A 25,349-nucleotide genomic window follows, 5' to 3' on the forward strand; every position below is an offset into this window, starting at 1 on the left:
CGGCTGCGCATGTTGTCGGTTAGTGTGACGCAGGTGAAGGCAATCCGCAGGTTTACGGTCCGTACAGTCCTCCCCGAGCCCATTCGGCCACTGGCCAGGCTGGCCAGCAATTTGCGGTGGTCCTGGCACCGCCCCACCCGGGATCTCTTCGCCGGGCTGAACCCGCGCCTGTGGGAGGAAAGCGGGCAGGACCCCATAGGTTTCCTGGGGATGGTCAGCCGTGAGGAGTTCCAACAACTCGCTGCGAACCAGTCCGTGGTGGAACGGGTCCGCGCCGCCGAAGCGGACCTTGACCGGTACCTTGAGGAACCGCGCTGGTACCAGGGCCTGGGCCCAGATGCTCCCGCCTCCATTGCCTACTTCTCCCCCGAGTTCGGCATTACCGAGGTCCTCCCCCAGTATTCGGGCGGCCTGGGCATTTTGGCCGGAGACCATCTCAAGGCAGCCTCGGACCTGGGCGTCCCCCTCATTGGTGTGGGCCTGCTGTACCAGGCCGGCTACTTCAAGCAGTCCCTCTCCCGCGACGCCTGGCAGCAGGAGACCTACCCCGTCCTGGACCCGGACGGGCTGCCGCTCACCTTGCTGCGCGAGCCGTCTCCGGACGGCAACGGCAAGGCCCTGCAGATCTCGCTCCCCCTGCCCAACGGCCGGCGCCTGCTGGCACACATCTGGCGGGCCGACGTCGGACGCGTTCCCCTGCTCCTCCTGGACTCCAATGTCCCCGGCAACGACGACGCGGCCCGCAGCATCACTGACCGGCTGTACGGCGGCGGCGGCGACCACCGGCTGCAGCAGGAACTGCTGCTCGGCATGGGCGGCGTCAAGGCCCTGCGTGCCTTCCAGAAACTGACCGGCACCGCGGCGCCGGAGGTCTTCCACACCAACGAGGGCCACGCAGGCTTCCTGGGAATTGAACGCATCCAGGAACTGATGTCCGGCGAGCAGGCGCTGACGTTCGACGAAGCACTGGCCGCCGGGCGCGCGTCGACCGTGTTCACCACCCACACGCCGGTCCCGGCGGGCATCGACAGGTTCGAAATCAACCAGATCAGCCACTTCTTCCAGGCCGGGCTGGCCCCCGCGGTGCCGGTGGACAGGATCCTGGAACTGGGCCGGGAAAACTACGCGGACGGAAACCCGGCCGTCTTCAACATGGCAGTCATGGGCCTGCGCCTGGCCCAGCGTGCCAACGGCGTGGCCAAGCTGCACGGTGAAGTGTCCCGCGGCATGTTCTCGGCGCTGTGGCCGGGGTTCGACCATTCGGAGGTGCCCATCACCTCCGTAACCAACGGCGTCCACGTGCCCACGTGGGTGGACAGCCGCATCTCCAAGCTGGCCCGCGACCAGTTCGGCAGCGAGGCGGAAGCACTGGGCAAATGGGACCTCGCCTACAACGTCAGCGACGCCGACGTCTGGGCGCTCCGGCGTGAAATGCGCGCCGCCCTGGTAGAGGACGTGCGCCGCAGGCTGCGTGCCGCGTGGAAGAAACGCGGTGCCGCGGACGCCGAGCTGGGCTGGACCGACAATGTCCTGGACCCGGACGTACTGACCATTGGGTTTGCCCGCCGCGTGCCCACCTACAAGCGGCTGACCCTGATGCTGCGTGAGCCTGCGAGGCTGAAGGCACTGCTCCTGCACAAGGAACACCCCATCCAGTTGGTCATCGCCGGCAAGTCCCACCCTGCCGACGACGCTGGCAAGAAGATGATCCAGGACCTGGTGCGCTTCACCGATGACCCGGAGGTCCGGCACCGCATCGCATTCCTGCCCAACTACGACATCGCCATGGCCAGGACGCTGTTCCCCGGCTGCGATGTCTGGCTGAACAACCCGCTGCGGCCCCTGGAAGCCTGCGGCACGTCCGGCATGAAGGCGGCGCTGAACGGGTCCCTGAACCTGTCCGTCCTGGACGGCTGGTGGGATGAGATGTACGACGGCGAGAACGGCTGGGCAATCCCCACCGCCAACAACGACGCCTCGCCGGAGGAACGCGACGACATCGAGGCTGCGGCGCTGTACGAGCTGCTGGAAACGCAGGTGGCCCCCCGCTTCTACGGCGGCACAGTGTCCGAGGGCGCCGGCGCCGCCGGGCCGTCAACCACCGGAAGCGAAACGGTTCCGACGCACTGGGTGTCCATGATCAAGCACACCCTCTCACACCTGGGTCCGGCAGTCTCCGCCGAGCGCATGCTCCGCGACTACGTGAACATCCTGTACCGCCCCGCAGCGGAAGCCGGCCGCAGCGCCACCGCCAGCTCGTACGCCCAGGCCCGGGGGCTGGCCTCCTGGTCGGCCAAGGTGCGCGCCGCCTGGCCGCAGGTGCACGTGGAGCACGTCGATTCGGTGGGCGTGTCCGAGGACCCGCAGATCGGGGACACCCTGCAGGTCAACGCCTACGTGGCCCTGAACGCCCTCACGCCCGAGGATGTGTGCGTGGAAGTGGCCTATGGGCGGGCTGAAGAGAACGACGCCCTGGCGGACATCACCATGATGGAGCTGCAGGTAAAGGAAGACCTCGGAAACGGGCGGCACCTGTTCAGCGGTTCCCTGGTGATCGACCGCTCGGGTCCGTTCGGCTACACCGTCCGGGTCCTGCCGCGGCATGAGGCCCTCGCATCGAAGGCGGAGCTCGGACTGATCGTCAACGCCTAGCCCCTGTCCTGACAGGAACGGCGTCTGATGGGTACGGTTCCTGGCAGGCAGGCCAGGAACCCGACCCAGGAGGACGCAATGACCGAACGCACGGTGGCCGATGTAATCGTGGAGCGCCTCACCACGTGGGGTGTGGAGAGGGTCTTCGGCTACAGCGGGGACGGCATCAACGGGTTCATGGGCGCCCTTCGCCGGACAGAGGGCCGGGTGGAGTTCGTCCAGGCCCGGCATGAGGAAGCGGCCGCGTTCATGGCGGTGGGCCACGCGAAATACACCGGCGGCGTAGGGGTGGTCACCTCCACCCAGGGCCCCGGCGCGGTGCACCTGCTCAACGGGCTGTATGACGCCAAGCTGGACGGCGTGCCGGTGGTGGCCATCGTGGGGCAGCAAAGCCGCACCGTGCTGGGTTCCGGCTACATGCAGGAAATCGACCTCACGACACTGTTCAAGGACGTCGCATCGCAGTTCGTGCAGCTGGTCAGCGCGGAAGAGCAAGTGCCCATGGTGCTGGACCGGGCCTTCCGCACGGCCAAGGCCACCGCGTCCCCGTGCGTCGTGATCATCCCGCACGACGTCCAGTCCGCGCCGGCGCCCGAACTGGAGCAACAGCACGGCATCGTGGTAACTGCCCCGTCCTGGAGTGCAGCGGCCAAGACCCCCCGCGAAGAGGACCTGGCCGCGGCGGCTGCCCTCCTCAACTCCGCGGAACGGGTGGCGCTCCTGGTGGGCCAGGGAGCCAGGCACGCCGGCCAGGAAGTAGCGGCAATCGCCGAGAAGCTTGGCGCGGGAATCGCCACCAGCCTCCTGGGTAAACCCTACGTGGATGAGAACCTGCCCCTTGCAGTTGGAACCATGGGACACCTGGGCACCACGGCCAGTGCGCACTTGCTGGGGTCCTGCGATGCCCTCCTCATCGTGGGTTCAAATGATCCCTGGACCGAGTTCTATCCGCCGCCCGGCGCAGCCCGCACGGTCCAGATCGACATCGATGAGAAGAAGATCGGCAACCGCTACCCCGTGGAGGTGGGCCTGGCAGGGGACGCCGCGTCCGCGCTTGAGGCCCTCAACCAAAGGCTGGAGCACCGTCCCCGGAGCCAATGGCGCTCAGAGGTGGAGGAGGAAGTCAGCCGCTGGCGCATCCTCGCGGCAGACCGGGCCGCCGTCCCCGCCAGCCCCGTCAATCCGGAACGTGTGGTGCGCGAGCTCAACGGCAGGCTGCCCGCTGACGCCCAGGTGAGCGTCGACGTCGGAAGCTGTGTTTACTGGTACGCCCGCCAACTGGTGCTGCCCCAGGGTGTCCCTGCCCACCTGTCCGGGACGCTGGCGAGCATGGGCTGCTCAATCCCCTACGGGATCGCGGCCAAGCTCGAGCACCCTGACCGCCCGGTGCTGGCCCTGGCCGGGGACGGCGCCATGCAGATGCTGGGCGTGGCCGAGCTGGTGACGGTGGCGCACCGCTGGCGCCAGTGGCAGGACCCGCGGTTCGTGGTGTGCGTCTTCAACAACCGGGAGCTGACCGAAGTCACATGGGAGCAGCGCGAGTCGGAGGCCGAACCGCGGTTTGCCGCGAGCCAGGAACTGCCCGATTTTCCTTTTGCCGGCTATGCCGACCTGCTGGGGCTCAGGGGCATCCGGGTGGAGGACCCGGAGCTGATCGCAGATGCCTGGGACCAGGCCTTCGCGGCAGACTGCCCCGTGGTGATCGAAGTGCTGACAGACCCCGAGATCCCGTTGCTGCCGCCCTTCCCCGCCGGGCGGCAGAAGGCCGAAAGCATGCGCAAGGGCCTGGCAGCCGAGGACGACGGCGGCAGGGCCTCGGCGCTGCTGGACACCTACGTTTCGCACGAGGAGCGCCCGGGAAGCTAGCAGTTCCGCCTAAAGAAGCACGGCGGTGACGGCAAGGTCCTTGCCCGCGTACCGTTCGGCGTCCTGCAGGATTTCGCAGATAATGCCAAATGACCGGTCGCTGCGGAATGGGGCGGCCACCTGCCACAGGACTGTGACGGGCGGGTTTCCGTTCTCGGTGATACTGTCCGCGAAGTCGTGGAGCGAGTCGTTCAGGGCATCAAGGTTCACGCCGTAATGTTCGGGAAAGCCCAGCACTTCCCCGAAGGTTTCCAGGACGGCGCGTTTGCTGTCCGCGGGTGGGACCACCACGCTGCGGCGCCCGGCGTCGGCCACCTGTTCTTGCAGTTCTTCCAGGGTCCAGGTGTCGCCGGAGAAGATTCTCATGGTTGTGCTAGCTGCCTTCCGCTATGTACTTGAACGTTGCGTAGTGGTCCCCGGTGTAGTACTTCTCGCCGCCGTTTCCGGCCACAATGCGCCGTGCGCCCCGGTCCGGTTCGCCGGGGGTGGGGACGGTGTATTCGCGGTAGTAGCCCCGGTCCCGGACCGGCAGGACCCGCTCGAAGTTGCCGAACACCTGGTCATCCTGGCTGTACCGGTACGGGCCGCCCGCCCGGATCAGTGCCAGCACCCTGCGGCCCTCCACCGGGAGCGCCGATTCACGGATCTCCGGCAGGGTGGACGGGTTGGCTGCCCGGCGCGGTGCAGACTGCTTCGCTCCCGCGGACGCAGCCGCGCCGCCCGGAGTGGACGTGGGGCTGGAAGCGGTTCCCGGCGTCGTACCTTCCGTCTGCTGGCCCAGCATGGCCGCGCCGCCGAACGCCACCATGGCCAGCACCACGAGGGTGGTGATGAGCAGGGGAATGATGGAGCGGTTACGCATTCGGGGGTACCTGCCGGCTGGTTGTGCTGATCTATTGTCTGCTGTCCTGGTGGTGCGGGACTTACGTGCGGTAAATGCTGATGGAGTTGGCCTCCGCGGTGTCGGTTTCACCAGAGGCCACCTGGATGCCCTGCCGCTCCTTGTGCCGCGGTGAGGTGGTCAGCCGAAGCTCGAACAGGCTCGGCGCCGGCCTCCCGGCGTCCGGAAGGGTGACCTGCACGTCCCGGGCGCTGCCGTTCACCACCACCAGGCCGGCCAGGTCGCCGCCGTCGTCGCCGAGCAGGAGCTGCATGACCCGGTGCTGCGGATCGTTCCAGCGGTCGGCGGACATGGGCTGCCCGTCCTGGTCGAACCAGTAGAGGTAGGACTGTTCGTCCCGGACCGGGAAGTCGTGGGGCTGGGCGGCCAGGAACTCCTTGCGCAGCCGGATGTACCGTTTGGTGCTGCGCAGCATTTCGTGCGCCTCTGCCGTCAGCGTCCAGTCCAGCCAGGTGATGTGGTTGTCCTGGCAGTAGGCGTTGTTGTTTCCCTGCTGGGTCCGCGCCAGCTCGTCTCCGGCGGTGATCATGGGGACTCCCAGCGACACCATCAGCGATGCCATCAGGTTTCGCCGCGATTGCGCACGCCCTGCAAGGATCGCCCCGCTCTCGGTGGGACCCTCCACGCCGTGGTTGTAGCTGCGGTTGTCGCCGTGCCCGTCCCTGTTCTCCTCGCCGTTGTCCTCATTGTGCTTCCGGTCGTAGGACACGAGGTCGTTCATGGTGAAGCCGTCATGGGCCGTGACGAAGTTGACTGACGCAAGGCGCGAGCGGCCGGAGGCCTGGAAGAGCCCGGCGGAACCGGACAGGGCGTCAGCGAACCTGGCCATGGTCCCGCCCTGCCCACCGGCATCAATGGCGGCCCGGTCCGCCAGCCAGAAAGTCCGCACGGCGTCCCGGAAGTGATCATTCCAGTCCACCCAGCCGGGCGGGAACTGCCCGGTCTGCCAGCCGCCGTAGCCAATGTCCCAGGGCTCGGCGATCAGCTTGACCTCGGACAGGACGGGATCGGCGGCGACGGCGGTGAGGAAGGGGTGCCTGGGGTCGAATTCATTTGCGTCGTTCCGGCACAGTGTGACGGCCAGGTCGAAGCGGAAGCCGTCGATGTGGAACTCATCCACCCAGTACCGCAGTGAGTCGGTCGCCAGCTCGACAACGCGGGGATCCGCGAAGTTAAGCGAGTTGCCGCAGCCGGTGGTGTCGATGTACTTGCCGTGGCCATCCACCCGGTAGTACGTGTCCTCCCCAAGGCCCTTGAAGCTCAGGACCGGCCCGTCCGCCCGGCCTTCCGCAGTGTGGTTGTAGACGACGTCGAGGATGACCTCCAGCCCGGCGGCGTGCAGGGCTTTGACCATGGCTTTGAACTCGTCCTGGACAGCCTGTGCGCCGGCTTCCTGGGAAGCCCGGGTGGCGTACCCGGGGTGCGGGGCAAAGAAGGCAGCGGTGTTGTACCCCCAATAATTGCTGAGCCCCAGGTCCTGCAGGTGCGGCTCATCGACGTGGAAGTGAACGGGCAGCAGCTGGACGGATGTGATGCCCAGGCTGGTGAGATGCTCGACGACGGCAGGGTGCGCCAGGCCGGCGTAGGTGCCCCTCAGCTCTTCCGGCACATCCGGGTGGAGCATGCTCTGGCCGCGGACGTGGGCTTCATAGACGATGGTGTTGCGCCAGGGAAGATGGAGAAGTTCGTCCGTTTCCCAGTCGAAGTCGGTGGCCGTCCGGACGCTGGTAAGCACACCATCGCGCTGGTCAACTCCCCTGCCGTACGGGTCCAGCAGCAGGGGCTGCCGGGCCGCACCGTTGCCGTTGGCCGTGGGAAGGGCCGGCGGCAACGGCTGGTTGTCCGACGACGGACGGAAGCCGTAGCGCGACCCGTAGGGCAGCGCCTCCACGATGCCGTGGTGAACGCCCTTGGTGATGTTGGGCAGGGTCTGGACCCGCCATTCCCCGCCCGGAGGGCAGAAGACGATATCCAGGCTGGAGACGGCAGGTGCGAAGCAGGCAACGTTGGCCCGCCCGCCCGCATGGTGGCGGGTGCCGCCCGAATCAGCGCGCGGGGCGCTGACACCGAGGGGAACGGCCGAGGAGGCGTCCATGGTGGAGGCGGTGTCGAAGAGCGGCATGACCATCACCTAAATAGTAGCGGTCAGTGGCGCTTGACCTGCCCGTTCGACTCCGCGGCGCCGGGGAAACTGTCAGGGGCGCTGGTCCCCGGGTTGGTTATCCCGCCGCGCGCTGGCGTGAAACCTCGTACAGCGAGATACCCACGGCCATTGAGGCGTTCAGTGACTCCATGGCGGAATCGATCGGGATGGACACGATCTGGTCGCAGTTTTCCCGGACCAGGCGGCTCAGGCCTTTTCCTTCAGAGCCCACCACGATGCACACCGGCTCGGTGGCCAGGGTGAGGTCAGGCAGCGAAACGTCGCCGTCGCCGTCGAGCCCCAGCACGAAGATGCCCATGTTCTTGAACTGCTTCAGGGCGTTGTTCAGGTTGGAGGCGCGGGCCACGGGCACGCGGACTGCTGCTCCGGCGCTGGTCTTCCAGGCTGATGCGGTGACGCCGACGGAGCGGCGCTCGGGCACGATGACGCCGTGGCCGCTGAAGGCGGAGACGGAGCGGATGATGGCACCCAGGTTCCGGGGGTCGGTAATGCCGTCCAGGGCGACGAAGAGCGGGGCGTTGGCGATGTGCCCCTTCTTCCACTTCTCCACCGTTTCCTCGGCCAGTTCGTAGGCGTCCGGGTACTCGTAGGGCGGGATCTGCAGCACCAGGCCCTGGTGGACGGCGTCATCCGTCATCCGGTCGAGTTCGGGCTTGCCGGTCTCCATCAGCGGGATGCCGCGTTCGGCGGCGAGCTTCAGGGATTCCTTGACCCGGTCGTCCATCTCGATCCGGATGGCCACGTGCAGGGCCTTGGCCGGGATGCCGGCGCGGAGCGCTTCAACCACCGAGTTGCGGCCTGTGACCACTTCTTCGGTGGCGCGCCCCTTGGGGCCGGACTTGGCGGCGCCGGCACTGCGGGCGCCGGTCCCCCGCTTGGCAGCGGACCGCTCGGCGAGCTGCTTGGACTTGTGTGCCTTGTGGTACACGCGGTCCTCGGCCTTGGGCGTGGGGCCCTTGCCTTCGAGGGCCTTGCGGCCATGGCCACCGGTTCCGACGGTTGGGCCCTTCTTCGCTTTAACCGATCGGCGACCATTGTTGGCCATGTTGTTCCACCCTTGATTGTGCTGACTGAATCTGCATACCAGTCTACTGACCCGAAAAAAATCGGGGCCAGCCGCTTGTTCGGCAGTGTTCAGCGGCCTCAGCGGGGCTCAGTCGCGCTTCAGGCTCCAGGTGGCCCCGTCCGGGCCGTCCTCCACCACGACGCCGGCCTGGTTCAGTGTGTCGCGGATGGCGTCCGAAGCGGTCCAGTCCTTTTCGGCGCGGGCAGCGTCACGGGCCGACAGCTGGGCTTCCACGAGTACGGCCAGCGCTTCAGCCTCCCGGGTGCTGACGGCTTCGGAGCCTGCGACGGCGTTCAGGCCCAGGACATCGGTCATGAGGACGACGGCGTGCAGGGCGTTCCGTGCGGCGGCATCGTCGCCCTCGGCGAGGGCCGTGTTGCCGGCCCTGACAGTGTCGTGCAGGGCGGCCAGGGCGCGCGGGACGTTAAGGTCATCATCCATGGCTTCGCAGAATGCGTCCATGCCGTCCAACCGGGTGCCGTGGTTTCCGTCCGCGGTGCCGGCGTCGCCGCCGAAGCGTGCCGCCGCCTTGGCCAGGAATCCGTCAATGCGTTCGACGGCGGCCGCGGCCTCCTGCAGCGACGTTGGCCGGTAGTCCAGCACCGACCGGTAGTGCGCCTGGCCCAGGTAGTAGCGCACCACCCGGGGAGAGGCGAGCTCCAGCATTTCCGCGGGGCTGATGGTGTTGCCGATGGACTTCGACATCTTTTCGCCCTGGTAGGTCACCATGCCGTTGTGCATCCAGAAATTGGCGAAGGGGTGGCCGGCAGCCTGCGACTGCGCCATTTCGTTTTCGTGATGCGGGAAACGCAGGTCCAGGCCGCCGCCGTGGATGTCGAAGGCGGTCCCGAGGTACTTGGTGACCATGGCGGAGCACTCAAGGTGCCAGCCGGGCCGGCCGGCGCCCCAGGGCGAGGCCCAGCTGGCAGTGGCCGGCTCTCCTTCCTTGGAACCCTTCCACAGCGCAAAGTCGCGGGGGTCCTTCTTGCCGCGGGGATCGGCGTCGGGCGCTGCCTGCATGTCGTCGATGTTCTGCCGGGTCAGCGCGCCGTACTGGTCCCAGGAGCGGACGTCGAAGTAGACGTCACCGGAATCGTCCAGGGCGGGGTACGCGTGGCCGCGGTCGATCAGCTGCTGGATCAGGGCATGCATCTCGGGAATATGCCCGGTGGCCCTGGGTTCGTAGGTGGGACGGGAAACGCCCAGCGTGTCATAGGCCTTCAGGAACTCGCGCTCGTAGCGGTATGCCAGCGCCCACCATTCTTCGCCGGCCACCTCGCCAGCCTCCGGGCTGAAGTCCGGCGCGAAGGAAGCCTCTGACTTGGCCAGGATCTTGTCGTCGATGTCCGTCACATTGCGGACGACGGTGACGCGCAGGCCCCGATACTGCAGCCAGCGCGTGAGCTGGTCAAAGGCGATGGCGGAACGGATGTGGCCCACATGCGGCATGCCCTGGACTGTGGCTCCGCAGTAATAGAGGCTGACCTTGCCCTCGACGAGGGGGACGAAGTTCCGGACTTCGGCGGAAGCGGTGTCATAGAAGCGCAGGGTCACCGCTCCAGACTAGCCGATGGCTTAGGGCTGCCGCGGGTACACCAGGGCGGTGGCCACCGCGGAGATACCCTCGCCTCGCCCGGTAAAGCCCAGGCCGTCGCTGGTGGTGGCCGTGACGCCCACGTGGGCGCCTGCCGCCTCACTCAGGACCCTCTGGGCTTCTTCCCGCCTGGGCCCGAACTTGGGCCGGTTGGCCACGAACTGCACGGCAACGTTGCCGATCTCGAAGCCCGCGGCCCGGACGATCCGGGCCGCCTCGGCGAGGAGGGCGGCGCCTGACGCGCCGGCGAACTCGGGCCGGTCGGTACCGAAGTGCGTGCCAAGATCGCCGATGCCAGCCGCGGAGAACAGCGCGTCGGCGGCAGCATGTGCCACGGCGTCCCCGTCCGAGTGCCCGGCGAGTCCGCGTTCGCCGGGCCAGAGGAGCCCGCCGAGCCAGAGCGGCCGGGGGGCGTCTTCCGGGGCGAAGGCATGGACGTCGATTCCCACACCGGTCCGTGGGAGGACCATGTCCTGGCTCATCCTTCCACCCACCGGGCTCCGAGCGGACCCTCCAGGAGCCCTTCGGCGAAGATCAGGTCCAGGGGGGTGGTGATTTTGAGGGACTGCGTTGATCCGCGCACAACGTGGACCGGAGTGCCGAGCATTTCCACCAGCATGGCATCGTCCGTGACAGCTGCAGACTGCTGCTCATCCATGGTCTGGGCTGCCTGGTGAGCCTGCACCAGCGTGCCGATCCTGAAACCCTGCGGCGTCTGTACCGCGCGCAGTTCCTCGCGGCGGGCGGTCCCGGTAACAACCTCCGGCGCATACACGGCGGCCTCCCCCGTGGTGGCCGCGACGGTTTTGACTGTATCCACCACCGGGAGCGCGGGTATGACAGCGTCAGCACCGGCAGCAAGGGCATCGGACACGCGGTGGAAGACGGACTCCGGGGTCAGGGCACGCGCAGCATCATGGACCAGTACGGCCTCAATGCCCTCCATGAGGGCAGCGATGCCGGAGCGAACGGAATCGGCCCTGGTGGATCCGCCGTCGACCAGGGTCAGGAGGGGGCCGCCATCGGCAAGTTCCTCCTGGAAGCCAGCGCACAGCTGGCGCAGGCCCTGGTCCCCGGCGGGCAATGCGACGCAGACCTGGGTGGCGACCCCGGACGCGACAATGCCGCGCAGGGCATGCATCAGGATCGGCTCACCGCCCAGCGGCACGGCTGCCTTGGGTATGCCGTAGCCAAGGCGCTGCCCTGAACCTGCGGCCACCACGATGACTGCTGTGACCAGTCGCGGAGAAGAAGCACTCATGCGGACCAGCCTACGACGCCGGAACATCCGTCAGGTGCTTAGGCATTGCCGGAGTGGGCAAAAAAGAAGCCCCGGCGGCACTTGCGTGCAGCCGGGGCTAAGTTCTTAGGAAGCCAGGACCTCGTCGAGAACGCTTGCAGCCTTCTCCTCGTCGGTCTTTTCAGCCAGCGCCAGTTCTGAAATCAGAATCTGCCGGGCCTTGGCCAGCATTCGCTTCTCGCCTGCGGAAAGGCCCCGGTCGTGATCCCGGCGCCACAGGTCGCGAACAACCTCTGCCACCTTGATGACGTCACCGGAAGCAAGCTTCTCCAGGTTTGCCTTGTACCTGCGTGACCAGTTGGTGGGCTCCTCGGTGAACTCGGCGCGGAGCACATCAAACACGTGCTCCAGGCCTTCCTTGCCCACTACGTCCCGGACCCCAACAAGGTCAACGTTCTCTGCTGGAACTTCAATGGTCAGATCACCCTGAGCCACCTTGAGCTTGAGATACATCTTCTCTTCGCCCTTGATGGTGCGCATCTTGATTTCTTCAATCTTCGCAGCACCGTGGTGAGGGTAAACTACTGTCTCGCCGACCTCAAATACCATGTGGACATTTCCCCTTTCCCGCAGACTAGTTTATCACGATTCAGGCATATGACCGGCCGGAGAAAGGGCCCCCAACCGCGAAAATACGCGGAAAAACGGCCCAATCGACCCCTTCCACCCTCTTGACGGATGGCCGGATTAGTGCATCGGGTGAGCGCTCCCATGGGAGATGTGACACCGCCGAATCCTCGTTTGCGTCCCTTTGCGGATAGGCTATGGCTGAAAAAGACTTCAAATTTCTTGAGGAGTACGTGACGTGCGTTCCACTGCGATGAACCGGGCCCAGCGCGGCAAACTGGCACTGACGGCTGCTGCCCTTGGCGCCAGCCTGCTGACGGCGGGCTGCGGTTACATCACGCCCCAGCAGACCAGCCATCAGTACTCCGCTTCCGACGGCATCCGCGCAGACCTCGGTCCCCTGCAGCTGCGGAACATACTCATTGTCTCCACTGGCGAAGACAAGCCCGGCCGCCTGATCGGCGCTGTCTACAACTCCTCCTCGAAGGACGTGAAGCTCACCGTCAACGGTGCCAAGGGCTCGCAGACCGAGGTTCCGGTGAAGGCCAACTCCTACACCCTGCTCAACGACAAGTCGGACGCGGCCATCCTTAGCACCACCGGCGGCAAGCCCGGCTCCCTGGTGGACGTCAAGATCAGCGAGAACGGCACCAACGTCAGCAACACTGTCAAGGTCCCCGTCCTGGACGCCACTTTGCCGGAGTACAAGGACTACGTCCCCACCCCGAGCCCCTCGGAGACGTCCTCCTCCTCGGCAAGCCCCAGCTCATCTGCCAGCGCCAGCACGTCCGAGAGCGCCGGCACCTCGGCAGGGGCAACCTCCTCCGCCAGCGCGACACCGAGCGCTACGGCCACTGCCACCAGCCGGTAGAACGTCCGCTGGCCGCAGCCGGCTAATACAGCAAAAGGGAGGAGCCCACGGCTCCTCCCTTTTGCTGTGCCGGCTTCTGTTGCGGTTACGGCTCGAACTTGTAACCGAGGCCGCGTACGGTCACCAGGTAGCGCGGAGCGGAGGGATCGGGCTCGATCTTGCCGCGGAGGCGCTTTACGTGGACATCCAGGGTCTTCGTGTCACCCACGTAATCGGAGCCCCAGACACGGTCAATCAGCTGGCCCCGTGTCAGCACCCTGCCCGAATTGCGCAGGAGCATCTCCAGGAGCTCGAATTCCTTCAGCGGAAGCAGGACCTGTTCGCCGCCCACGCTCACTACGTGCCGCTCGATGTCCATGCGGACCGGGCCGGCCTGGACGGTGGAAGAGATCAGTTCTTCCGGTTCGCCCTGCCGCCGGAGCACGGCCCTGACCCGCGCCACCAGTTCCCGCGAAGAGTAGGGCTTGGTCACGTAGTCGTCAGCGCCAAGCTCCAGGCCCACGACTTTATCGATCTCCGAGTCCTTGGCGGTCAGCATGATGACGGGGACGCTGGAGCGTTGGCGGAGCTGGCGGCAGACCTCAGTGCCGGAGAGCCCCGGGAGTTGCAGGTCAAGCAACACCAGGTCGGCCCCGTTGCGGTCGAATTCGGTGATGGCGTCCAGGCCGTTGTCCACCACCTCAACTTCGAACCCTTCCTTGCCCAGCAAGTAGGACAAAGGATCGCTGAACGACTCCTCATCCTCCACAATCAAAATCCTGCTCAAGCGTTAGCTCCTTGTTCTGTGGCGCCCGGTTCTGTTGCACCGGCGGCGCGTTGTACCTGGGTAAGGGTTGGTTGACCGGACGCCTCGCGGGCCCGGCCTGGTGCCAGTGCCTCGGAAACGGAAGGTTCGGCGTCGCCGTCCTGCTCTTCCATCTCGGGCAGCCGGAGGGTGAAAGTCGATCCCTGCCCGGGCTGGGACCACAGCGTCACTTCACCGCCATGGTTGGAAGCGACGTGCTTGACGATACTCAAGCCCAGGCCAGTGCCGCCCGTATGGCGGGAGCGTGCCGCATCCACACGGTAGAAGCGCTCGAAGACGCGCTCCTGTTCCTCGCGGGTGAGCCCCTCCCCCTGGTCGGTCACGGAAATCGAGACCAGGCCTTCCCGGGAACGCACGCCGATTCCCACGCGGGTGTTGGGAGGTGAATAACGGATGGCGTTGTCGATGAGGTTCCGCAGGGCCGTCACCAGGAGGTCCTGGTCGCCGAACACCCTGCCTTCGGTGCGGCCGCCCACCACGATGCTGATGTTCTTGCTTTCCGCCGGCAGCTGCGACCGGTCCACGGCCTCTGTGATCACGGCGTTGATGTCCACGGGTCCGCCCTGCTGGGTCACGCTGGCGCCCTGGAGGCGGGAGAGCTCGATGATGTCCTGGACAAGGGCGGCGAGCCTGGCCGATTCCTTGTGCATGCGCTTGGCGAAACGGCGGACGGCTTCCTCGTCGTCGGCGGACGATTCGAGTGCCTCGGCCAGCAGGGAGATGGCGCCCACCGGGGTCTTCAGCTCGTGCGATACGTTCGCAACGAAGTCGTTGCGGATCTCTTCGGTCCGGGTGATCTCGGTGCGGTCATCGGCGAGGAGAAGGATGTATTCCTCCCCCAGCATGGCTGCCCGGACCTGGACAATGATGGTCCCCTGTCCCAGCGGCCCCCGCGGAAGCTCGAGCTGCTTTTCCAGGATGACGCCGTCGCGCCGGACCCCGGCCGTCATATCCAGGAGTTCCTTGTGGACCACGGTGTGCCCGCGGACCAGGCCGTAGGCGTAGGCTGCGGGGCTGGCGCGGACCACGCCGTCCACGTCGTCCAGCACCACAAAGGCACGTCCGACGACCGCGAGGACCTCCGCGGCGCCGGCCGGAAGCGCAAGCTCCCCGGCATCGACGTCCAACAGTTCGCGCTGCTTCTCGCTGACCCGGTAGGCAAGCACGCCAAACGTGCCAAGCGCCAGGCCGATGAGGCCGGCAACCAGACCAATGAGCATAGGATCCACAGCTCCACTTTATGCTCTTGCCTGGAGCCCCCGGCCGCCTTCAGACCCGTTCCGGGAACGGTTCAACTAACGTTCATCTGTGGGGGCATAATCGTTTACCCGGCAATGCCAGAGTTGATGGTTAGAGCGCCCCATGGCGACACGATTCCTGCTGCCCTGGAGCGGCCGGCGGGAGTTCCAAGGAAAGGACGCCGACGTGCGTAAGGTTTTTCAGGAAGAGCTCACCCAGGTCGGTGACCAGCTGGTGGAGATTTCCCGGCTGGTCAGCGAAGCGATGGCCAAGGCCACTACCTCGTTCCAGGTAGCGGACGTGGACCTCGCCCAGGACGTCATCGCAGCGGATGCGCGCATCGACTTCCTGCAGAACAGCCTGGATGAGCGGGCAATCGACATTCTGGCGCTGCAGGGTCCGGTCGCCAGCGACCTGCGCATGATCGTGGGTTCCCTCCGGATGAGCGCCTCCCTGGAACGGATGGGTGACCTGGCCCGGCATATCGCCCAGCTGGCCCGGCTCCGGTACCCCTCCACCGTGATTCCCGAGTCCATGACGGACACCTTCAACCGGATGGCCGAGCTGGACCAGGAAATCGCCGACAAGCTCACGGTCCTGCTGGAGAGCCGTGACCTTGAGGTGGCCCGGGATATCCTCAAGGCCAACACTGCCATCAACGACCTGCACCTGAGCGTGTTCAAGGCCATCGCGGCTCCCGAATGGTCGGAGTCGCCTGCCACCACCGTGGACGTGGCACTCGCCAGCCGCTACTTCGAGCGGTTCGCGGACCACGGCGTTTCCGTCGCCCAGAAGGTGACCTACCTGGTCACGGGCGCCTGGCAGCCGAACGCCACCGAGCACAGCTGACCCGGCTCGAGTTTCCGGGCACAACAACGACGGCGGGCTGGTCACCTGAGGTGACCAGCCCGCCGTCGTCATTTCACCTTTGACGCAGCGCGTTCTTCGGCCGGAGTGCGTCTAAGGGAGGAACGACCGAGCACGCGGCGAAGAACGCGAAGTTCTATTTCTTGCCCTGGTTGGCAACGGCCAGAATGGCCTGCTCGGCGGCCTCCGGATCGAGGTAGGTGCCGCCCGGCTTGATCGGCTGGAAGTCCTCGTCGAGGTCGTACACCAGCGGGATGCCGGTGGGGATGTTCAGGCCGGCGATGGCTTCGTCGCTGATGCCGTCCAGGTGCTTGACCAGCGCGCGGAGCGAGTTGCCGTGCGCGGTGACCAGGACGGTCTTGCCGGCCTTGAGGTCTTCCTTGATGTCCGATTCCCAGTAGGGCAGGAGCCGAACCAGGACGTCCTTCAGGCACTCGGTGCGCGGAAGGGCCTCGCCCAGGTCCGCGTAGCGGGGATCATGGGCCTGTGAGAACTCGGAGTCATCGGACAGGGGCGGCGGCGGGGTGTCGTAGGAGCGGCGCCATTCCATGAACTGCTCTTCACCGTACTCGGCCAAGGTCTGGGCCTTGTCCTTGCCCTGCAGCGCGCCGTAGTGGCGTTCGTTCAGGCGCCAGTCCCGCTTGACCGGGATCCAGCCGCGGTCGGCCTTATCCAGGGCGATGTTGGCGGTGTTGATGGCCCGCTTCAGCAGGGACGTGTACAGAACGTCGGGGAGGATGTTGTTCTCCACCAGCAGCTCGCCGCCGCGTGCTGCTTCCGCGCGGCCCTGGTCGTTCAGGTCGACGTCCACCCATCCGGTGAACAGGTTCTTGGCGTTCCATTCGCTGTGGCCGTGGCGCAGCAGAATCAGCTTGTAAGTCATGATTTTCATCCTAGCCGAGCAGTGTTGCCGCCCGCCCAGCGTTACAAGGCTGCCCCGCGAAGATAGGGTTGGGCGGTGGTTCAAAAGGCTGAACGGGTCAACGCCCCGCAACTTTCCGGCAGGTCATCGGCCGCCAGGCAGGGGCGGCCGGTGGGCAACGTGACCCGCGGAACCACCAACCCCAACCGGATGCGCCGGGTGGACCGCTGGCTGACGGGCCCGCAGGCCTGGCGGTTGCGCAGGGCACCCGAACCGCTCGTCGTGGACCTGGGCTACGGCGCAACGCCGGCCACTGCCGTCGAACTCTACGAAAGGCTCGCCGCGATCCGGCCCGACGTGCGCGTCTGCGGGATCGAAATTGAGCCGGAACGGGTCCGGGCGGCGCTTCCGCTGCAGCGGCCCGGACTGACGTTCCAGGTTGGGGGCTTTGAACTGCCTGTTCCCGGGCGCCCTGTCCTGGTCCGGGCCTTCAACGTCCTCCGGCAGTACGAGGAGGCTGACGTGCCCGGCATATGGCGGCTCGTCCAGGACCGGCTGGCCCCCGAGGGCCTGTTCGTCGACGGCACATGTGACGAAATCGGGCGGCGCGTGACCTGGGTGGCACTGGACCGCAACGGCCCCCTGTCCCTGAGTATCTCGCTCCGTTTCGGCAGCTTCGACCTGCCATCGGAAGTAGCCGAACGGCTTCCCAAGGTCCTGATCCACCACAATGTCCCCGGTGAACCCGTGCACGACTTTCTGCAGGCGATGGACCGGGCGTGGCTTGCGAGCGCGCCGCTTGCCTCGTTTGGCAACAGGCAGCGCTGGGTGGGTATGTGCCGCAGCCTCCGCGACACCGGGTGGCCGGTCCAGGACGGGCCGGGCAGGTGGCGGCTGGGTGAGCTGACGGTGGACTGGGAGGCAGTTGCCCCTCGCTACCAGGGGCCGTAGGGGCCCATGTTGCGGCTGCCGCCCCGGCCTGCGTCTTTCACCGCAGGACGGACATCGGCCAGGTAGACGGAAGCGGCCACCACCGCGGCAAGTCCGAACAGCCCAAGGGTGCTGAAGAAGCCGCCGCTGCCACCGGCGCTCAGCGTCGAGTAGAGCGAGATGCCGCCGATTAAGGCAGCGCCTCCGGTCAAGGCAAGCCAGAACGTCTTGGTGCGTTTGCCGGTGGCCTCGAAGGCGTTGGCCCGGTGCCTGACGCAATCAACAACCGCCCACAGCTCAAGGCCAAATGCTGCAAAGGCAAGGATCAAAAACACGGCCCGCTCTACAGGCTGGATAAGTAGTTCACCGTCCACAAGCCCAGCCTAGCCGCCCAGCGCGTCCAGCGCCTGCTTCAGGTCGGCCCAGAGGTCCTCAACGTTTTCCACCCCAACGCTGAGGCGCACCAGGTTCTCGGGGACGCTGGTGGGTTCGGCCGAGTGCCGGCGTCGGCGTTCGATGAGTGACTCGACGCCTCCCAAAGACGTGGCGGGCAGCCAGAGTTCCAGGGCCTGCACCAGTTGGTCCGCGGCGTCAGCGCCGGTGAGGCCTGCGGAAGGCGCCACCTGGATGCAGATGATGGAGCCGAACCCCTTCATTTGTTCCTTGGCGCGTGCGTGCCCGGGGTCGGTGCTGAGGCCCGGGAACCGGATGGATTCGATGGCGGGGTGCAGGGCAAGGCGTTCCGCCAGGACCATTGAGGACTCCTGCGACCGCTCCACGCGCAGCGCGAGGGTCCGCAGGCCCCGCAGCGCCAGCCAGGCTTCGAAAGGGCCGGCAATTGCGCCATGGATGATGCGGTGGTGGAGGAGCGTGGCGCGGAGGTCCGGGTTGGCGGTGACCAGCGCGCCGAGGACGACGTCGGAGTGCCCGGCCAGGTACTTGGTCACCGAGTGGAGGACGACGTCGGATCCGAGCAAAAGGGGCTGCTGCACCAGGGGTGTGGAGAAGGTGTTGTCCGTGACGACGATCGCTCCGGCGGCATGGGCGGCCTCGGCAACGGCGGACATGTCTGCAATTCCGAGCATGGGGTTGGTGGGACTTTCCAGCCACAGCATGGCCGCGGCCTTCCCCGACGGTTCCTTTGGGGCGAGCGCGTCCTTGACGGCGTCGGTATCGGCGATGTCCACGGTCCGGAGCTCGATGAAACCCTTCTGCGCGAGTTCCGAGGCCATCACCAGGGAGCCGGAGTAGCTGTGGTTCGGCATGACCAGCACCCCGCCTGCGGGGATCAGCGACAGCGCAGAACTGACCGCCGCGAGCCCCGAGGCGTACAGCAGGCCGGGCAAGGCAGATCCTTCAAGCTGGCCGAGCGCCTCCTCGAAGGGGTCCCACGTGGGGTTCGAGTAGCGTCCATACCCCCGGTCGCCGTCGCCGAGGGGGCCGGTGCCGAAATAGGTTGAGGAAAGGGTGATGGGAGGGTTGACCGGCTGGTCCCTTTCCCGCGGCGGCCGCCCCGCCGCCACCACCACGGTCTCGGGTGACAGGGACGCGGTCTGATGCTCGGAAAGACTCATGGTCAAAAGCGTACTGTTCCTGCCAACCGCGCCGGAAAGTGGTGTCGTTTTGTGGACGACGGAACCTCCACCCGTCCTGCACAGGGTGTATCCCAAATCCAAGAATGTCGCCATGCCTCGGTAGGCTTGAGAAGTGAACAAACAGAGGGCCGGCGTATTCATCGCATTCGAAGGTGGCGACGGCGCCGGCAAGTCCACCCAGGCGGCACGGCTTGCGGTCACGCTGGAGTCCCGGGGCCACACTGTGCTGCGTACACGTGAACCAGGCGGCACCGCAATTGGGGAGAAACTGCGGTCGCTGGTGCTGGACCACGGCAACGGGGAGATCGATGCCCACACCGAGGCCCTCATTTTTGCGGCTTCCCGCGCCGCCCACGCTGCCCAGGTCATCCGCCCGGCACTTGCCCGGGGGGAGATCGTGCTCACTGACCGTTACATCGACTCTTCCGTCGCCTACCAGGGGGCGGGCCGCCACCTCGGCCAGGATGCCGTGCAGTCCCTTAATGGGTGGGCCACCTCGGGCCTCCAGCCGCACCTTACTGTCCTCCTGGACGTGGATCCGCAGCTGGGCCGGCGGCGCCGCACTGCCGGCCAGGCTGCAGAGGACCGCCTTGAATCGGAAGCGGACGAGTTCCACACCCGGATCCGGAGCGCCTTCCTGGACCTCGCCGCGCGCCGCCCCGCGTCGTACCTGGTCCTCCCCGCCCATTTGCCGGTTGATGAACTGGCGGCGCAGATCCTCGCACGGGTGGAGAACCTGCTCCGCGACCCTGCCCCAACAGAGGGGAAGGAAGCTGCACCGGCAGTACCGGCAGCCGCTGCAAAGGGCAGCAGCTCATGACCGTCTGGGATGACCTCCAAGGCCAGCCCGCCGTCGTCGAGCAACTGCGCCAGGCAGCGACCGGCGAAAGCCTGACGCACGCCTGGCTTTTCACGGGACCGCCGGGCTCCGGGCGCTCCAACGCCGCCAAGGCCTTCGCCGCCGCGCTGAACTGCGACCAGGAGGACGTCAGCCTCCGTGGCTGCGGACGGTGCCAGGCGTGCCACACCATCCTGGGCGAAACCCATTCAGACGTGACGTTCGTGCGCACCGAAAAAGTCACCATCACCATCGACGAGGCCCGGGAACTGGTCGCGACGGCGGGAAACCGGCCATCGTCGGGGCGCTGGCGGATCATTGTGGTGGAGGACGCCGACCGGATGGCCGAGCGGACCACCAACGTGCTGCTCAAAGCCATTGAGGAACCCACGCCGCGGACTGTGTGGATGCTCTGCGCGCCGTCCCCCGCCGACGTCCTGGTCACCATCCGGTCCCGCTGCCGGAGTGTCGCTTTGCGCCTGCCGCCCGCCTCGGACGTTGCAGCACTGCTGGTTCGGCGTGACGGCGTGGACCCCGCCCTTGCTGAGCAGGCAGCCCGGGCCGCCCAGAGCCACGTGGGCATTGCCCGCCGGCTGGCCAGGGACCCGGCCGCAAGGGAACGGCGGCTGGAAACCGTCCGCTTTCCGCTTGGCCTCCGGGGCGTAACAGCTGCGGTCATGATGGCGGACAAGCTGGTGAAGATCGCCACCGCCGAGGCCAACAGCTCCAACGAGGAACGGGACGCGGCGGAAAAGACGGCGCTCCTGGCCACTCTGGGGGCGCCGGAATCGGGAACCCTCCCGCCAGCCATGCGCAGCCAGCTCAAACAACTTGAAGACGACCAAAAACGGCGAGCCAAGAGGTCCATTACGGATTCGCTGGACCGGACGCTCACCGACCTGCTGTCCTTCTACCGTGATGTCCTGATCATCCAGCTTGGGAACGCCGTGGAACTGGTTAACGTTGAGTTGAGGAGTGAGCTGGAGGAGTTCGCAGCCCGCAGCACTCCGGAAGCCACCCTGGCCCGCATGGACGCCATCAACAAAGCCCGCGAACGCATCACCACCACCAACGTTGCCCCGCTGCTCGCCATCGAGTCCATGGCAGCCAGCCTGATCCAGCCCTCCAAGGAGACCCGATGACCGCCCGCCCCCTGCCCGCACGCCACAGGTCCCTGGCGGTCGCCGTCCGCGCCGCGGGCGCAATGGCGCTGGCCATGGTGCTGGCCTCGTGCAGTCTCCTCAATGGCGGCGACAAGAACCCTCCGGAGGCGGCGACAGCAAAGGCCGACCCCTCGATCGTGGCGTCCGCTCCCGCGGGACTGGAAAAGTACTACTCGCAGGAAGTTGTGTGGCAGCCCTGCGAAGGGGAATTCCAGTGCGCCAAGGTGACCGTCCCCATGGACTACGCCAATCCCGGCGGCGACACCATCCAGCTTGCCGCCCTCCGGGCCTCCAGCACGGGCAAGAAAACCGGCAGTCTCCTGGTCAATCCCGGCGGCCCGGGCGCCTCCGGCTACGACTTCGTGAAGGACGCTGCCGGAACCCACTTTTCAGCTGCCGTACGCAACGCCTACGACCTGGTGGGCTTTGATCCGCGCGGCGTCAAGCGCTCCGCTCCCGTGACCTGCATGACCGATGCGGAACGCGACGCCGCCCGGGCCAAAATCTACGCCCTTGAAACCGACGCCGGTCTGGCGGCGGCCCTGGCCGACAACAAAGCGATCGCCAACCAGTGCGCCACACAAACCGGCCCGGTCCTGGGGCACATTGACACCGTCAGCGCCGCGAAGGACCTGGACGTGCTCCGCGCGGTGGTGAACGACACCAAGCTCAACTACCTGGGCTACTCCTACGGCACGTTCCTGGGCTCCACCTACGCCTCGCTCTTCCCGGACAACGTGGGGCGGATGGTGCTGGATGGCGCTTTGGATCCGTCGATCAGCAACGAAGAGCTGACCAGCGGCCAGGCCCGCGCCTTCGAAAAAGCACTCCACAGCTACGTGGCAAGCTGCCAAAAGACGGGCAAGTGCCCCCTCAGCGGTGACGTGGACTCCGGCGTGCAGCAGATCCGCGACCTCATCGACGCCGTGCAGCAGACCCCCCGAACAGCTAAGGACGGCCGGCTGGTGAATGCCAACATGTTCGTCAGCGGCCTGATCACCCCGCTCTACAACGACCAAAGCTGGCCCGCGCTCACCCAGGCGCTGGAGGCCGCGATGTCCGGAGACGTCAGCCTCATGCTCCGCCTTGCCGATCTGGGCGCCGACCGCGCCTCCGACGGAAAATACACCTCGAATTCAACGTTCGCCTTCAACGCGATCAACTGCCTGGACTACCCGATGGTTTCGGACCCGGCCGCAATGCGGGCCGAGGAGAAACGGCTCGAACAGGACTCCCCCACCCTGGGCTACTTCTTTGCCTACGGCGGCACCACCTGCGCGGACTGGCCCTACAAGAATGTGCGCACCCCGGCGCCCGTGGAATACAGCGGGGACTCCCCCATTGTTGTCATCGGCACCACCGGTGACCCCGCCACCCCCGTGGACTGGGCAGCATCCCTGCGCAAGCAACTGGGGAACGCTTCACTGCTGACTTGGAAGGGTGAAGGGCACACCGCGTACGGGCGGGCCAACAGCTGCCTCGAGGATTCGGTGGACAACTACCTGGTGGGCGGCAAGCTTCCGGCCGACAACACCGTCTGCTGACGACCCCACCAGCTTCCCCGGCCCCATTTTGACCGGGACGAGGAGACTCTATTACAGTTGACTCTTGCATGAAGCGCCCGGTTCCGCCGGGGATTTCGTGCGGTGCTTCCTTAGCTCAGTCGGTAGAGCGTTTCACTCGTAATGAAAAGGTCATCAGTTCGATTCTGATAGGAAGCTCGGGATAAACCCCTAGAACCCAAGGGTTCTAGGGGTTTTTCGCTGGTTAAGCTGTGACATGGGTTTGACCAGGCAGCACCGCCTCATGTGACTTTGGAGCGAATGAACTCCTGGTCCTCGCGGGATATGGCAACCTCGCCGTGCTGTCCGGTAGGAAGCTTTTCTCCGGTTTCGTTGGAGATCACCGTTGTGATTGTCCTTGGAACCATCTGGCATCCGGGGTTGTCCAAAAACCACTTCTGGACAGACGGATCAAGGCGGTCCCAACGGTCTTTGAGGTTCATTGCTGGCTGTACCTCCGTGCTTGAGCGGCGGAGCATTGGCTCCGTAGGAGCGTGACGTCACCCCAGCCCACAAGTAAACACCGCCTTTGCCGAAGTGATTAGGGGCAAAAGTCCCTTGGCGGAGCCCTTTGTTACGCCGCCGCCGCGGTACCGGGAAAGGTTCAGGAAACGGTAAGGCGCCCACAGTATCCTCCCGACATGACCCCCTGTTTTCAAGCCGCCGTTCTGCGCGTCGCGGTCTCCACCTCTGCCTGGCCGGAAGGCCGCAGCCGCGCGGCTTGGGCCACCCCCGGCTGCTTCCCGGGAGCTGGCAGGCATCGTGCTGAAGCCCCGTCCCTGCAGGGGGCCTAGCGGTGGAACCCAACTCGCCCCCGCATCTTGGCCAGGACGGCAAGGGACCGGGCCGGAGGGCCGTCCTAGTGGCAGCCGTGCTGACGCTGTCGGCCGCCGTCCCCGAGCTGCCGCCGCATTCGAAGCAGCCACCTGATACACAAGGCACGGCCCAGGAAGACGCCGGCGCGGCCGGTGTCTCCTCGACGATCATGCACACAGGCCCCGACGGTGACGAGACTGCGCCTGCACCGGCGTCCCCGTCGGCAGCGTCAGTGCCGTCGCGCGCGCAGATCCTGGACACCTTCGGCAAGCGCCAGGCCCGCTACTGGGGCCTGGAGGCTCCCGGCGTCCTGACACGGCTGCCGCCCGGCGCACAGGGCATCGCCCTCACCTTCGACTTTTGCGGCGGCTCCGGCGGCAACGGCTACGACCAGGCGCTCCTCGACACCCTCCGCCAGCGCCGCGTCCCGGCCACGCTCTTCCTGAACTCGCGGTGGATCACAGCCAACGCCGCCACTGCCCGGCAGCTGGCGGCGGACCCGCTTTTCGAAGTTGCCAACCACGGAACCTCCCACAAACCGCTGTCCACCACCGGGAACACGGCCTATGGAATCCCGGGCACGAGGAACGCCGGGGAGGTCTACGACGAGATCATGCCGAATGACGGCATCCTGGCCAACATCACAGGCAAGCGTCCCAGGTATTTCCGCCCCGGTACCGCGTATATGGACGACGTTGCCGTGGACATCCTCGGAGCGGTGGGCGTGAAAGCGGCCGGCTTCAGCATCAATGGCGACGGCGGCGCAACGTTTCCAGCCGCCGTCGTAGCCAAAGAAGTGGGAAGGGCCCGGGCAGGCGACGTGGTCATCTGCCACGGCAACCACCCACATGGCGGGACGGCCGAAGGCGTGATGCAGGCGTTGGACAAACTGCTGACAGCCGGAATGTCCTTCATCCACCTGCCCTGAGCGCGCACCACCAGTGCCGGTGGCAGGCCGCGTGCTGATCCGATACGTTGACAAGGAAAGCCCTGCCCAGCAGCGTGCGGCGGGACCGCGGTCCCGCCGCAGCCAAACGATAGGAGTCCCTCATGCCGGAACAGCACAACCCTCCCGCCATCGGATGGGTCCCTGCCTGGGCGGACCTGCAGGGGCGCTCCGCCAACGCCGTGGAGGCCGGATTCGTTGTCGAAGGCGGTACGGGACAGGCGTCCGAAGGACACGAGTATGTCGGGGGCTGGCCAGGCCCTGATGCGGAGGAGTTTGCCGCCAAGGCAGCTGGTGAAGGGGCGCGCCTCACCCTGGTTTGCAGTGATGCCGGCAGCACTGCGGGGCTGGCCCCCAACGGCCTCACCCAGGCGTCCGAGAAGGTTCTGCTCATGGCCCCCACTGCCGAGTTGAATACTGGAGTGGAACTGCCTGAGAACTCCCAAGTGGCCCTGGCACCCATGGAGACGTACGACGCCGTCGAAATCACCGTCTTTGACCACCCGGTGGCGCGGGGCCGTGTCCAGGTGCGGGATGATTTCGCCGCGGTGGCCATCACCGAAGTCCCCGAAGGCCCGGAAAAGGAGACGTTCGAGCGGGCCCTGTTCGCCGCCATGGCAGAGGAGGCCTTCCTTCACGGCGCCGAGTACCTGCACATGGTAGTTGAGCCGGATGCCGCCGGCCCCTACGAGTCGTCGGGGTGGACCGTGGCCGGCCGCCTGGTGAGTTTCGAAAAGAACTAACG

The 25,349-nt window shown here is 66.4% G+C and carries 23 protein-coding genes and 1 tRNA gene; 11 read left to right on the forward strand and 13 right to left on the reverse strand.

Going from position 1 to position 25,349, the window contains the following annotated elements:
• Window positions 1-33 precede the first annotated feature (33 nt).
• Window positions 34-2,652, forward strand: a complete 2,619-nt coding sequence (gene glgP, locus QF031_RS16535; RefSeq protein WP_307430578.1) for an alpha-glucan family phosphorylase — start codon at window positions 34-36, stop codon at window positions 2,650-2,652.
• A gap of 78 nt (window positions 2,653-2,730) precedes the next feature.
• Window positions 2,731-4,518: a thiamine pyrophosphate-requiring protein gene (locus tag QF031_RS16540; RefSeq protein ID WP_307430582.1), complete on the forward strand. Its 1,788-nt coding sequence runs from the start codon at window positions 2,731-2,733 to the stop codon at window positions 4,516-4,518.
• Window positions 4,519-4,527: 9 nt separating this feature from the next.
• On the opposite strand, the gene QF031_RS16545 is transcribed toward QF031_RS16540, so the two are convergent.
• The 8 genes from QF031_RS16545 to QF031_RS16580 form a co-directional block, all read right to left on the reverse strand.
• Window positions 4,528-4,884, reverse strand: a complete 357-nt coding sequence (locus QF031_RS16545; protein WP_307430584.1) for a barstar family protein — start codon at window positions 4,882-4,884, stop codon at window positions 4,528-4,530.
• 7 nt (window positions 4,885-4,891) lie between these two features.
• A complete protein-coding gene (locus tag QF031_RS16550; protein WP_307430589.1) occupies window positions 4,892-5,380 on the reverse strand; it encodes a ribonuclease domain-containing protein in 489 nt (162 codons plus the stop codon).
• A gap of 61 nt (window positions 5,381-5,441) precedes the next feature.
• Complete coding sequence (gene glgX, locus QF031_RS16555) at window positions 5,442-7,547, reverse strand: glycogen debranching protein GlgX (protein WP_307430592.1); 2,106 nt, start codon at window positions 7,545-7,547, stop codon at window positions 5,442-5,444.
• A gap of 91 nt (window positions 7,548-7,638) precedes the next feature.
• Window positions 7,639-8,628, reverse strand: coding sequence for a 23S rRNA (guanosine(2251)-2'-O)-methyltransferase RlmB (gene rlmB, locus QF031_RS16560; RefSeq protein ID WP_307430594.1), 990 nt, complete (start codon window positions 8,626-8,628; stop codon window positions 7,639-7,641).
• Window positions 8,629-8,736: 108 nt separating this feature from the next.
• Window positions 8,737-10,203, reverse strand: a complete 1,467-nt coding sequence (cysS, locus tag QF031_RS16565) for a cysteine--tRNA ligase (RefSeq protein ID WP_307430598.1) — start codon at window positions 10,201-10,203, stop codon at window positions 8,737-8,739.
• Between the two features lie 21 nt (window positions 10,204-10,224).
• Window positions 10,225-10,713 (reverse strand): 2-C-methyl-D-erythritol 2,4-cyclodiphosphate synthase, encoded by a 489-nt coding sequence (ispF, locus tag QF031_RS16570; protein ID WP_307430601.1) that lies wholly within the window; start codon window positions 10,711-10,713, stop codon window positions 10,225-10,227.
• Between the two features lie 8 nt (window positions 10,714-10,721).
• The gene (gene ispD, locus QF031_RS16575) at window positions 10,722-11,504 is read right to left on the reverse strand and encodes a 2-C-methyl-D-erythritol 4-phosphate cytidylyltransferase (RefSeq protein ID WP_307430604.1); all 783 of its coding nucleotides are present in this window, start codon (window positions 11,502-11,504) and stop codon (window positions 10,722-10,724) included.
• A 105-nt stretch (window positions 11,505-11,609) separates the two neighbouring features.
• Window positions 11,610-12,092, reverse strand: a complete 483-nt coding sequence (locus QF031_RS16580) for a CarD family transcriptional regulator (RefSeq protein WP_011690592.1) — start codon at window positions 12,090-12,092, stop codon at window positions 11,610-11,612.
• A 271-nt stretch (window positions 12,093-12,363) separates the two neighbouring features.
• Here QF031_RS16580 and QF031_RS16585 point away from each other — a divergent pair, with 271 nt between their 5' ends.
• Window positions 12,364-12,981 (forward strand): hypothetical protein, encoded by a 618-nt coding sequence (locus tag QF031_RS16585; protein WP_307433425.1) that lies wholly within the window; start codon window positions 12,364-12,366, stop codon window positions 12,979-12,981.
• An 85-nt stretch (window positions 12,982-13,066) separates the two neighbouring features.
• Here the strand turns inward: QF031_RS16585 and QF031_RS16590 are convergent, their stop codons facing one another.
• Together QF031_RS16590 and QF031_RS16595 are read right to left on the reverse strand one after the other, a co-directional pair.
• Window positions 13,067-13,747 carry a response regulator transcription factor gene (locus tag QF031_RS16590; RefSeq protein ID WP_056330255.1) on the reverse strand — a complete coding sequence of 227 codons (681 nt, stop codon included), beginning with the start codon at window positions 13,745-13,747 and terminating at the stop codon, window positions 13,067-13,069.
• Window positions 13,744-15,006, reverse strand: a complete 1,263-nt coding sequence (locus tag QF031_RS16595) for a sensor histidine kinase (RefSeq protein WP_307433428.1) — start codon at window positions 15,004-15,006, stop codon at window positions 13,744-13,746. The genes QF031_RS16590 and QF031_RS16595 overlap by 4 nt, the downstream gene beginning before the upstream one ends.
• A 205-nt stretch (window positions 15,007-15,211) precedes the next feature.
• Between QF031_RS16595 and phoU the strand changes: the two genes are divergently transcribed.
• Window positions 15,212-15,874 carry a phosphate signaling complex protein PhoU gene (gene phoU, locus QF031_RS16600; protein ID WP_307430608.1) on the forward strand — a complete coding sequence of 221 codons (663 nt, stop codon included), beginning with the start codon at window positions 15,212-15,214 and terminating at the stop codon, window positions 15,872-15,874.
• 154 nt (window positions 15,875-16,028) lie between these two features.
• Here phoU and QF031_RS16605 read toward each other — a convergent pair whose 3' ends face one another.
• A complete protein-coding gene (locus QF031_RS16605; protein ID WP_307430611.1) occupies window positions 16,029-16,775 on the reverse strand; it encodes a phosphoglyceromutase in 747 nt (248 codons plus the stop codon).
• Between the two features lie 75 nt (window positions 16,776-16,850).
• Here QF031_RS16605 and QF031_RS16610 point away from each other — a divergent pair, with 75 nt between their 5' ends.
• On the forward strand, window positions 16,851-17,705 hold the full coding sequence (locus tag QF031_RS16610; RefSeq protein WP_307430618.1) for a class I SAM-dependent methyltransferase: 855 nt from the start codon (window positions 16,851-16,853) through the stop codon (window positions 17,703-17,705).
• On the opposite strand, the gene QF031_RS16615 is transcribed toward QF031_RS16610, so the two are convergent.
• The gene (locus QF031_RS16615) at window positions 17,690-18,058 is read right to left on the reverse strand and encodes a DUF2516 family protein (protein WP_307430621.1); all 369 of its coding nucleotides are present in this window, start codon (window positions 18,056-18,058) and stop codon (window positions 17,690-17,692) included. The genes QF031_RS16610 and QF031_RS16615 overlap by 16 nt on opposite strands.
• Before the next feature lie 9 nt (window positions 18,059-18,067).
• Window positions 18,068-19,258, reverse strand: coding sequence for a trans-sulfuration enzyme family protein (locus QF031_RS16620; RefSeq protein WP_307430624.1), 1,191 nt, complete (start codon window positions 19,256-19,258; stop codon window positions 18,068-18,070).
• A 133-nt stretch (window positions 19,259-19,391) separates the two neighbouring features.
• On the opposite strand from QF031_RS16620, the gene tmk reads away from it, so the two are divergent.
• The 6 genes from tmk (at window position 19,392) to QF031_RS16650 (ending at window position 25,347) form a co-directional block, all read left to right on the forward strand.
• On the forward strand, window positions 19,392-20,099 hold the full coding sequence (gene tmk / locus QF031_RS16625; RefSeq protein WP_307430627.1) for a dTMP kinase: 708 nt from the start codon (window positions 19,392-19,394) through the stop codon (window positions 20,097-20,099).
• Complete coding sequence (locus tag QF031_RS16630; RefSeq protein ID WP_307430629.1) at window positions 20,096-21,259, forward strand: DNA polymerase III subunit delta'; 1,164 nt, start codon at window positions 20,096-20,098, stop codon at window positions 21,257-21,259. The genes tmk and QF031_RS16630 overlap by 4 nt, the downstream gene beginning before the upstream one ends.
• On the forward strand, window positions 21,256-22,824 hold the full coding sequence (locus QF031_RS16635; RefSeq protein ID WP_307430631.1) for an alpha/beta hydrolase: 1,569 nt from the start codon (window positions 21,256-21,258) through the stop codon (window positions 22,822-22,824). Before QF031_RS16630 ends, QF031_RS16635 begins: the two co-directional genes overlap by 4 nt.
• A 104-nt stretch (window positions 22,825-22,928) precedes the next feature.
• Window positions 22,929-23,001: transfer RNA gene (locus QF031_RS16640), tRNA-Thr, on the forward strand.
• A gap of 637 nt (window positions 23,002-23,638) precedes the next feature.
• Complete coding sequence (locus tag QF031_RS16645) at window positions 23,639-24,586, forward strand: polysaccharide deacetylase family protein (RefSeq protein ID WP_307430634.1); 948 nt, start codon at window positions 23,639-23,641, stop codon at window positions 24,584-24,586.
• Between the two features lie 122 nt (window positions 24,587-24,708).
• On the forward strand, window positions 24,709-25,347 hold the full coding sequence (locus QF031_RS16650; protein WP_307430637.1) for a hypothetical protein: 639 nt from the start codon (window positions 24,709-24,711) through the stop codon (window positions 25,345-25,347).
• Window positions 25,348-25,349: the final 2 nt, after the last annotated feature.

This window comes from Pseudarthrobacter defluvii (genome assembly GCF_030816725.1).
Lineage (GTDB): Bacteria > Actinomycetota > Actinomycetes > Actinomycetales > Micrococcaceae > Arthrobacter > Arthrobacter defluvii_A.

Bases quoted from the DNA above. Each gene is read 5' to 3' on its own strand.
- glgX (WP_307430592.1), bottom strand. From the start codon at position 7,547: ATGGTCATGCCGCTCTTCGACACCGCCTCCACCATGGACGCCTCCTCG.
- ispF (WP_307430601.1), bottom strand. From the start codon at position 10,713: ATGGTCCTCCCACGGACCGGTGTGGGAATCGACGTCCATGCCTTCGCC.
- QF031_RS16605 (WP_307430611.1), bottom strand. From the start codon at position 16,775: ATGACTTACAAGCTGATTCTGCTGCGCCACGGCCACAGCGAATGGAAC.
- QF031_RS16595 (WP_307433428.1), bottom strand. From the start codon at position 15,006: ATGCTCATTGGTCTGGTTGCCGGCCTCATCGGCCTGGCGCTTGGCACG.
- rlmB (WP_307430594.1), bottom strand. From the start codon at position 8,628: ATGGCCAACAATGGTCGCCGATCGGTTAAAGCGAAGAAGGGCCCAACC.
- QF031_RS16550 (WP_307430589.1), bottom strand. From the start codon at position 5,380: ATGCGTAACCGCTCCATCATTCCCCTGCTCATCACCACCCTCGTGGTG.
- QF031_RS16620 (WP_307430624.1), bottom strand. From the start codon at position 19,258: ATGAGTCTTTCCGAGCATCAGACCGCGTCCCTGTCACCCGAGACCGTG.
- QF031_RS16650 (WP_307430637.1), top strand. From the start codon at position 24,709: ATGCCGGAACAGCACAACCCTCCCGCCATCGGATGGGTCCCTGCCTGG.
- QF031_RS16630 (WP_307430629.1), top strand. From the start codon at position 20,096: ATGACCGTCTGGGATGACCTCCAAGGCCAGCCCGCCGTCGTCGAGCAA.
- QF031_RS16545 (WP_307430584.1), bottom strand. From the start codon at position 4,884: ATGAGAATCTTCTCCGGCGACACCTGGACCCTGGAAGAACTGCAAGAA.
- ispD (WP_307430604.1), bottom strand. From the start codon at position 11,504: ATGAGTGCTTCTTCTCCGCGACTGGTCACAGCAGTCATCGTGGTGGCC.
- QF031_RS16540 (WP_307430582.1), top strand. From the start codon at position 2,731: ATGACCGAACGCACGGTGGCCGATGTAATCGTGGAGCGCCTCACCACG.
- QF031_RS16585 (WP_307433425.1), top strand. From the start codon at position 12,364: ATGAACCGGGCCCAGCGCGGCAAACTGGCACTGACGGCTGCTGCCCTT.
- QF031_RS16580 (WP_011690592.1), bottom strand. From the start codon at position 12,092: ATGGTATTTGAGGTCGGCGAGACAGTAGTTTACCCTCACCACGGTGCT.
- QF031_RS16635 (WP_307430631.1), top strand. From the start codon at position 21,256: ATGACCGCCCGCCCCCTGCCCGCACGCCACAGGTCCCTGGCGGTCGCC.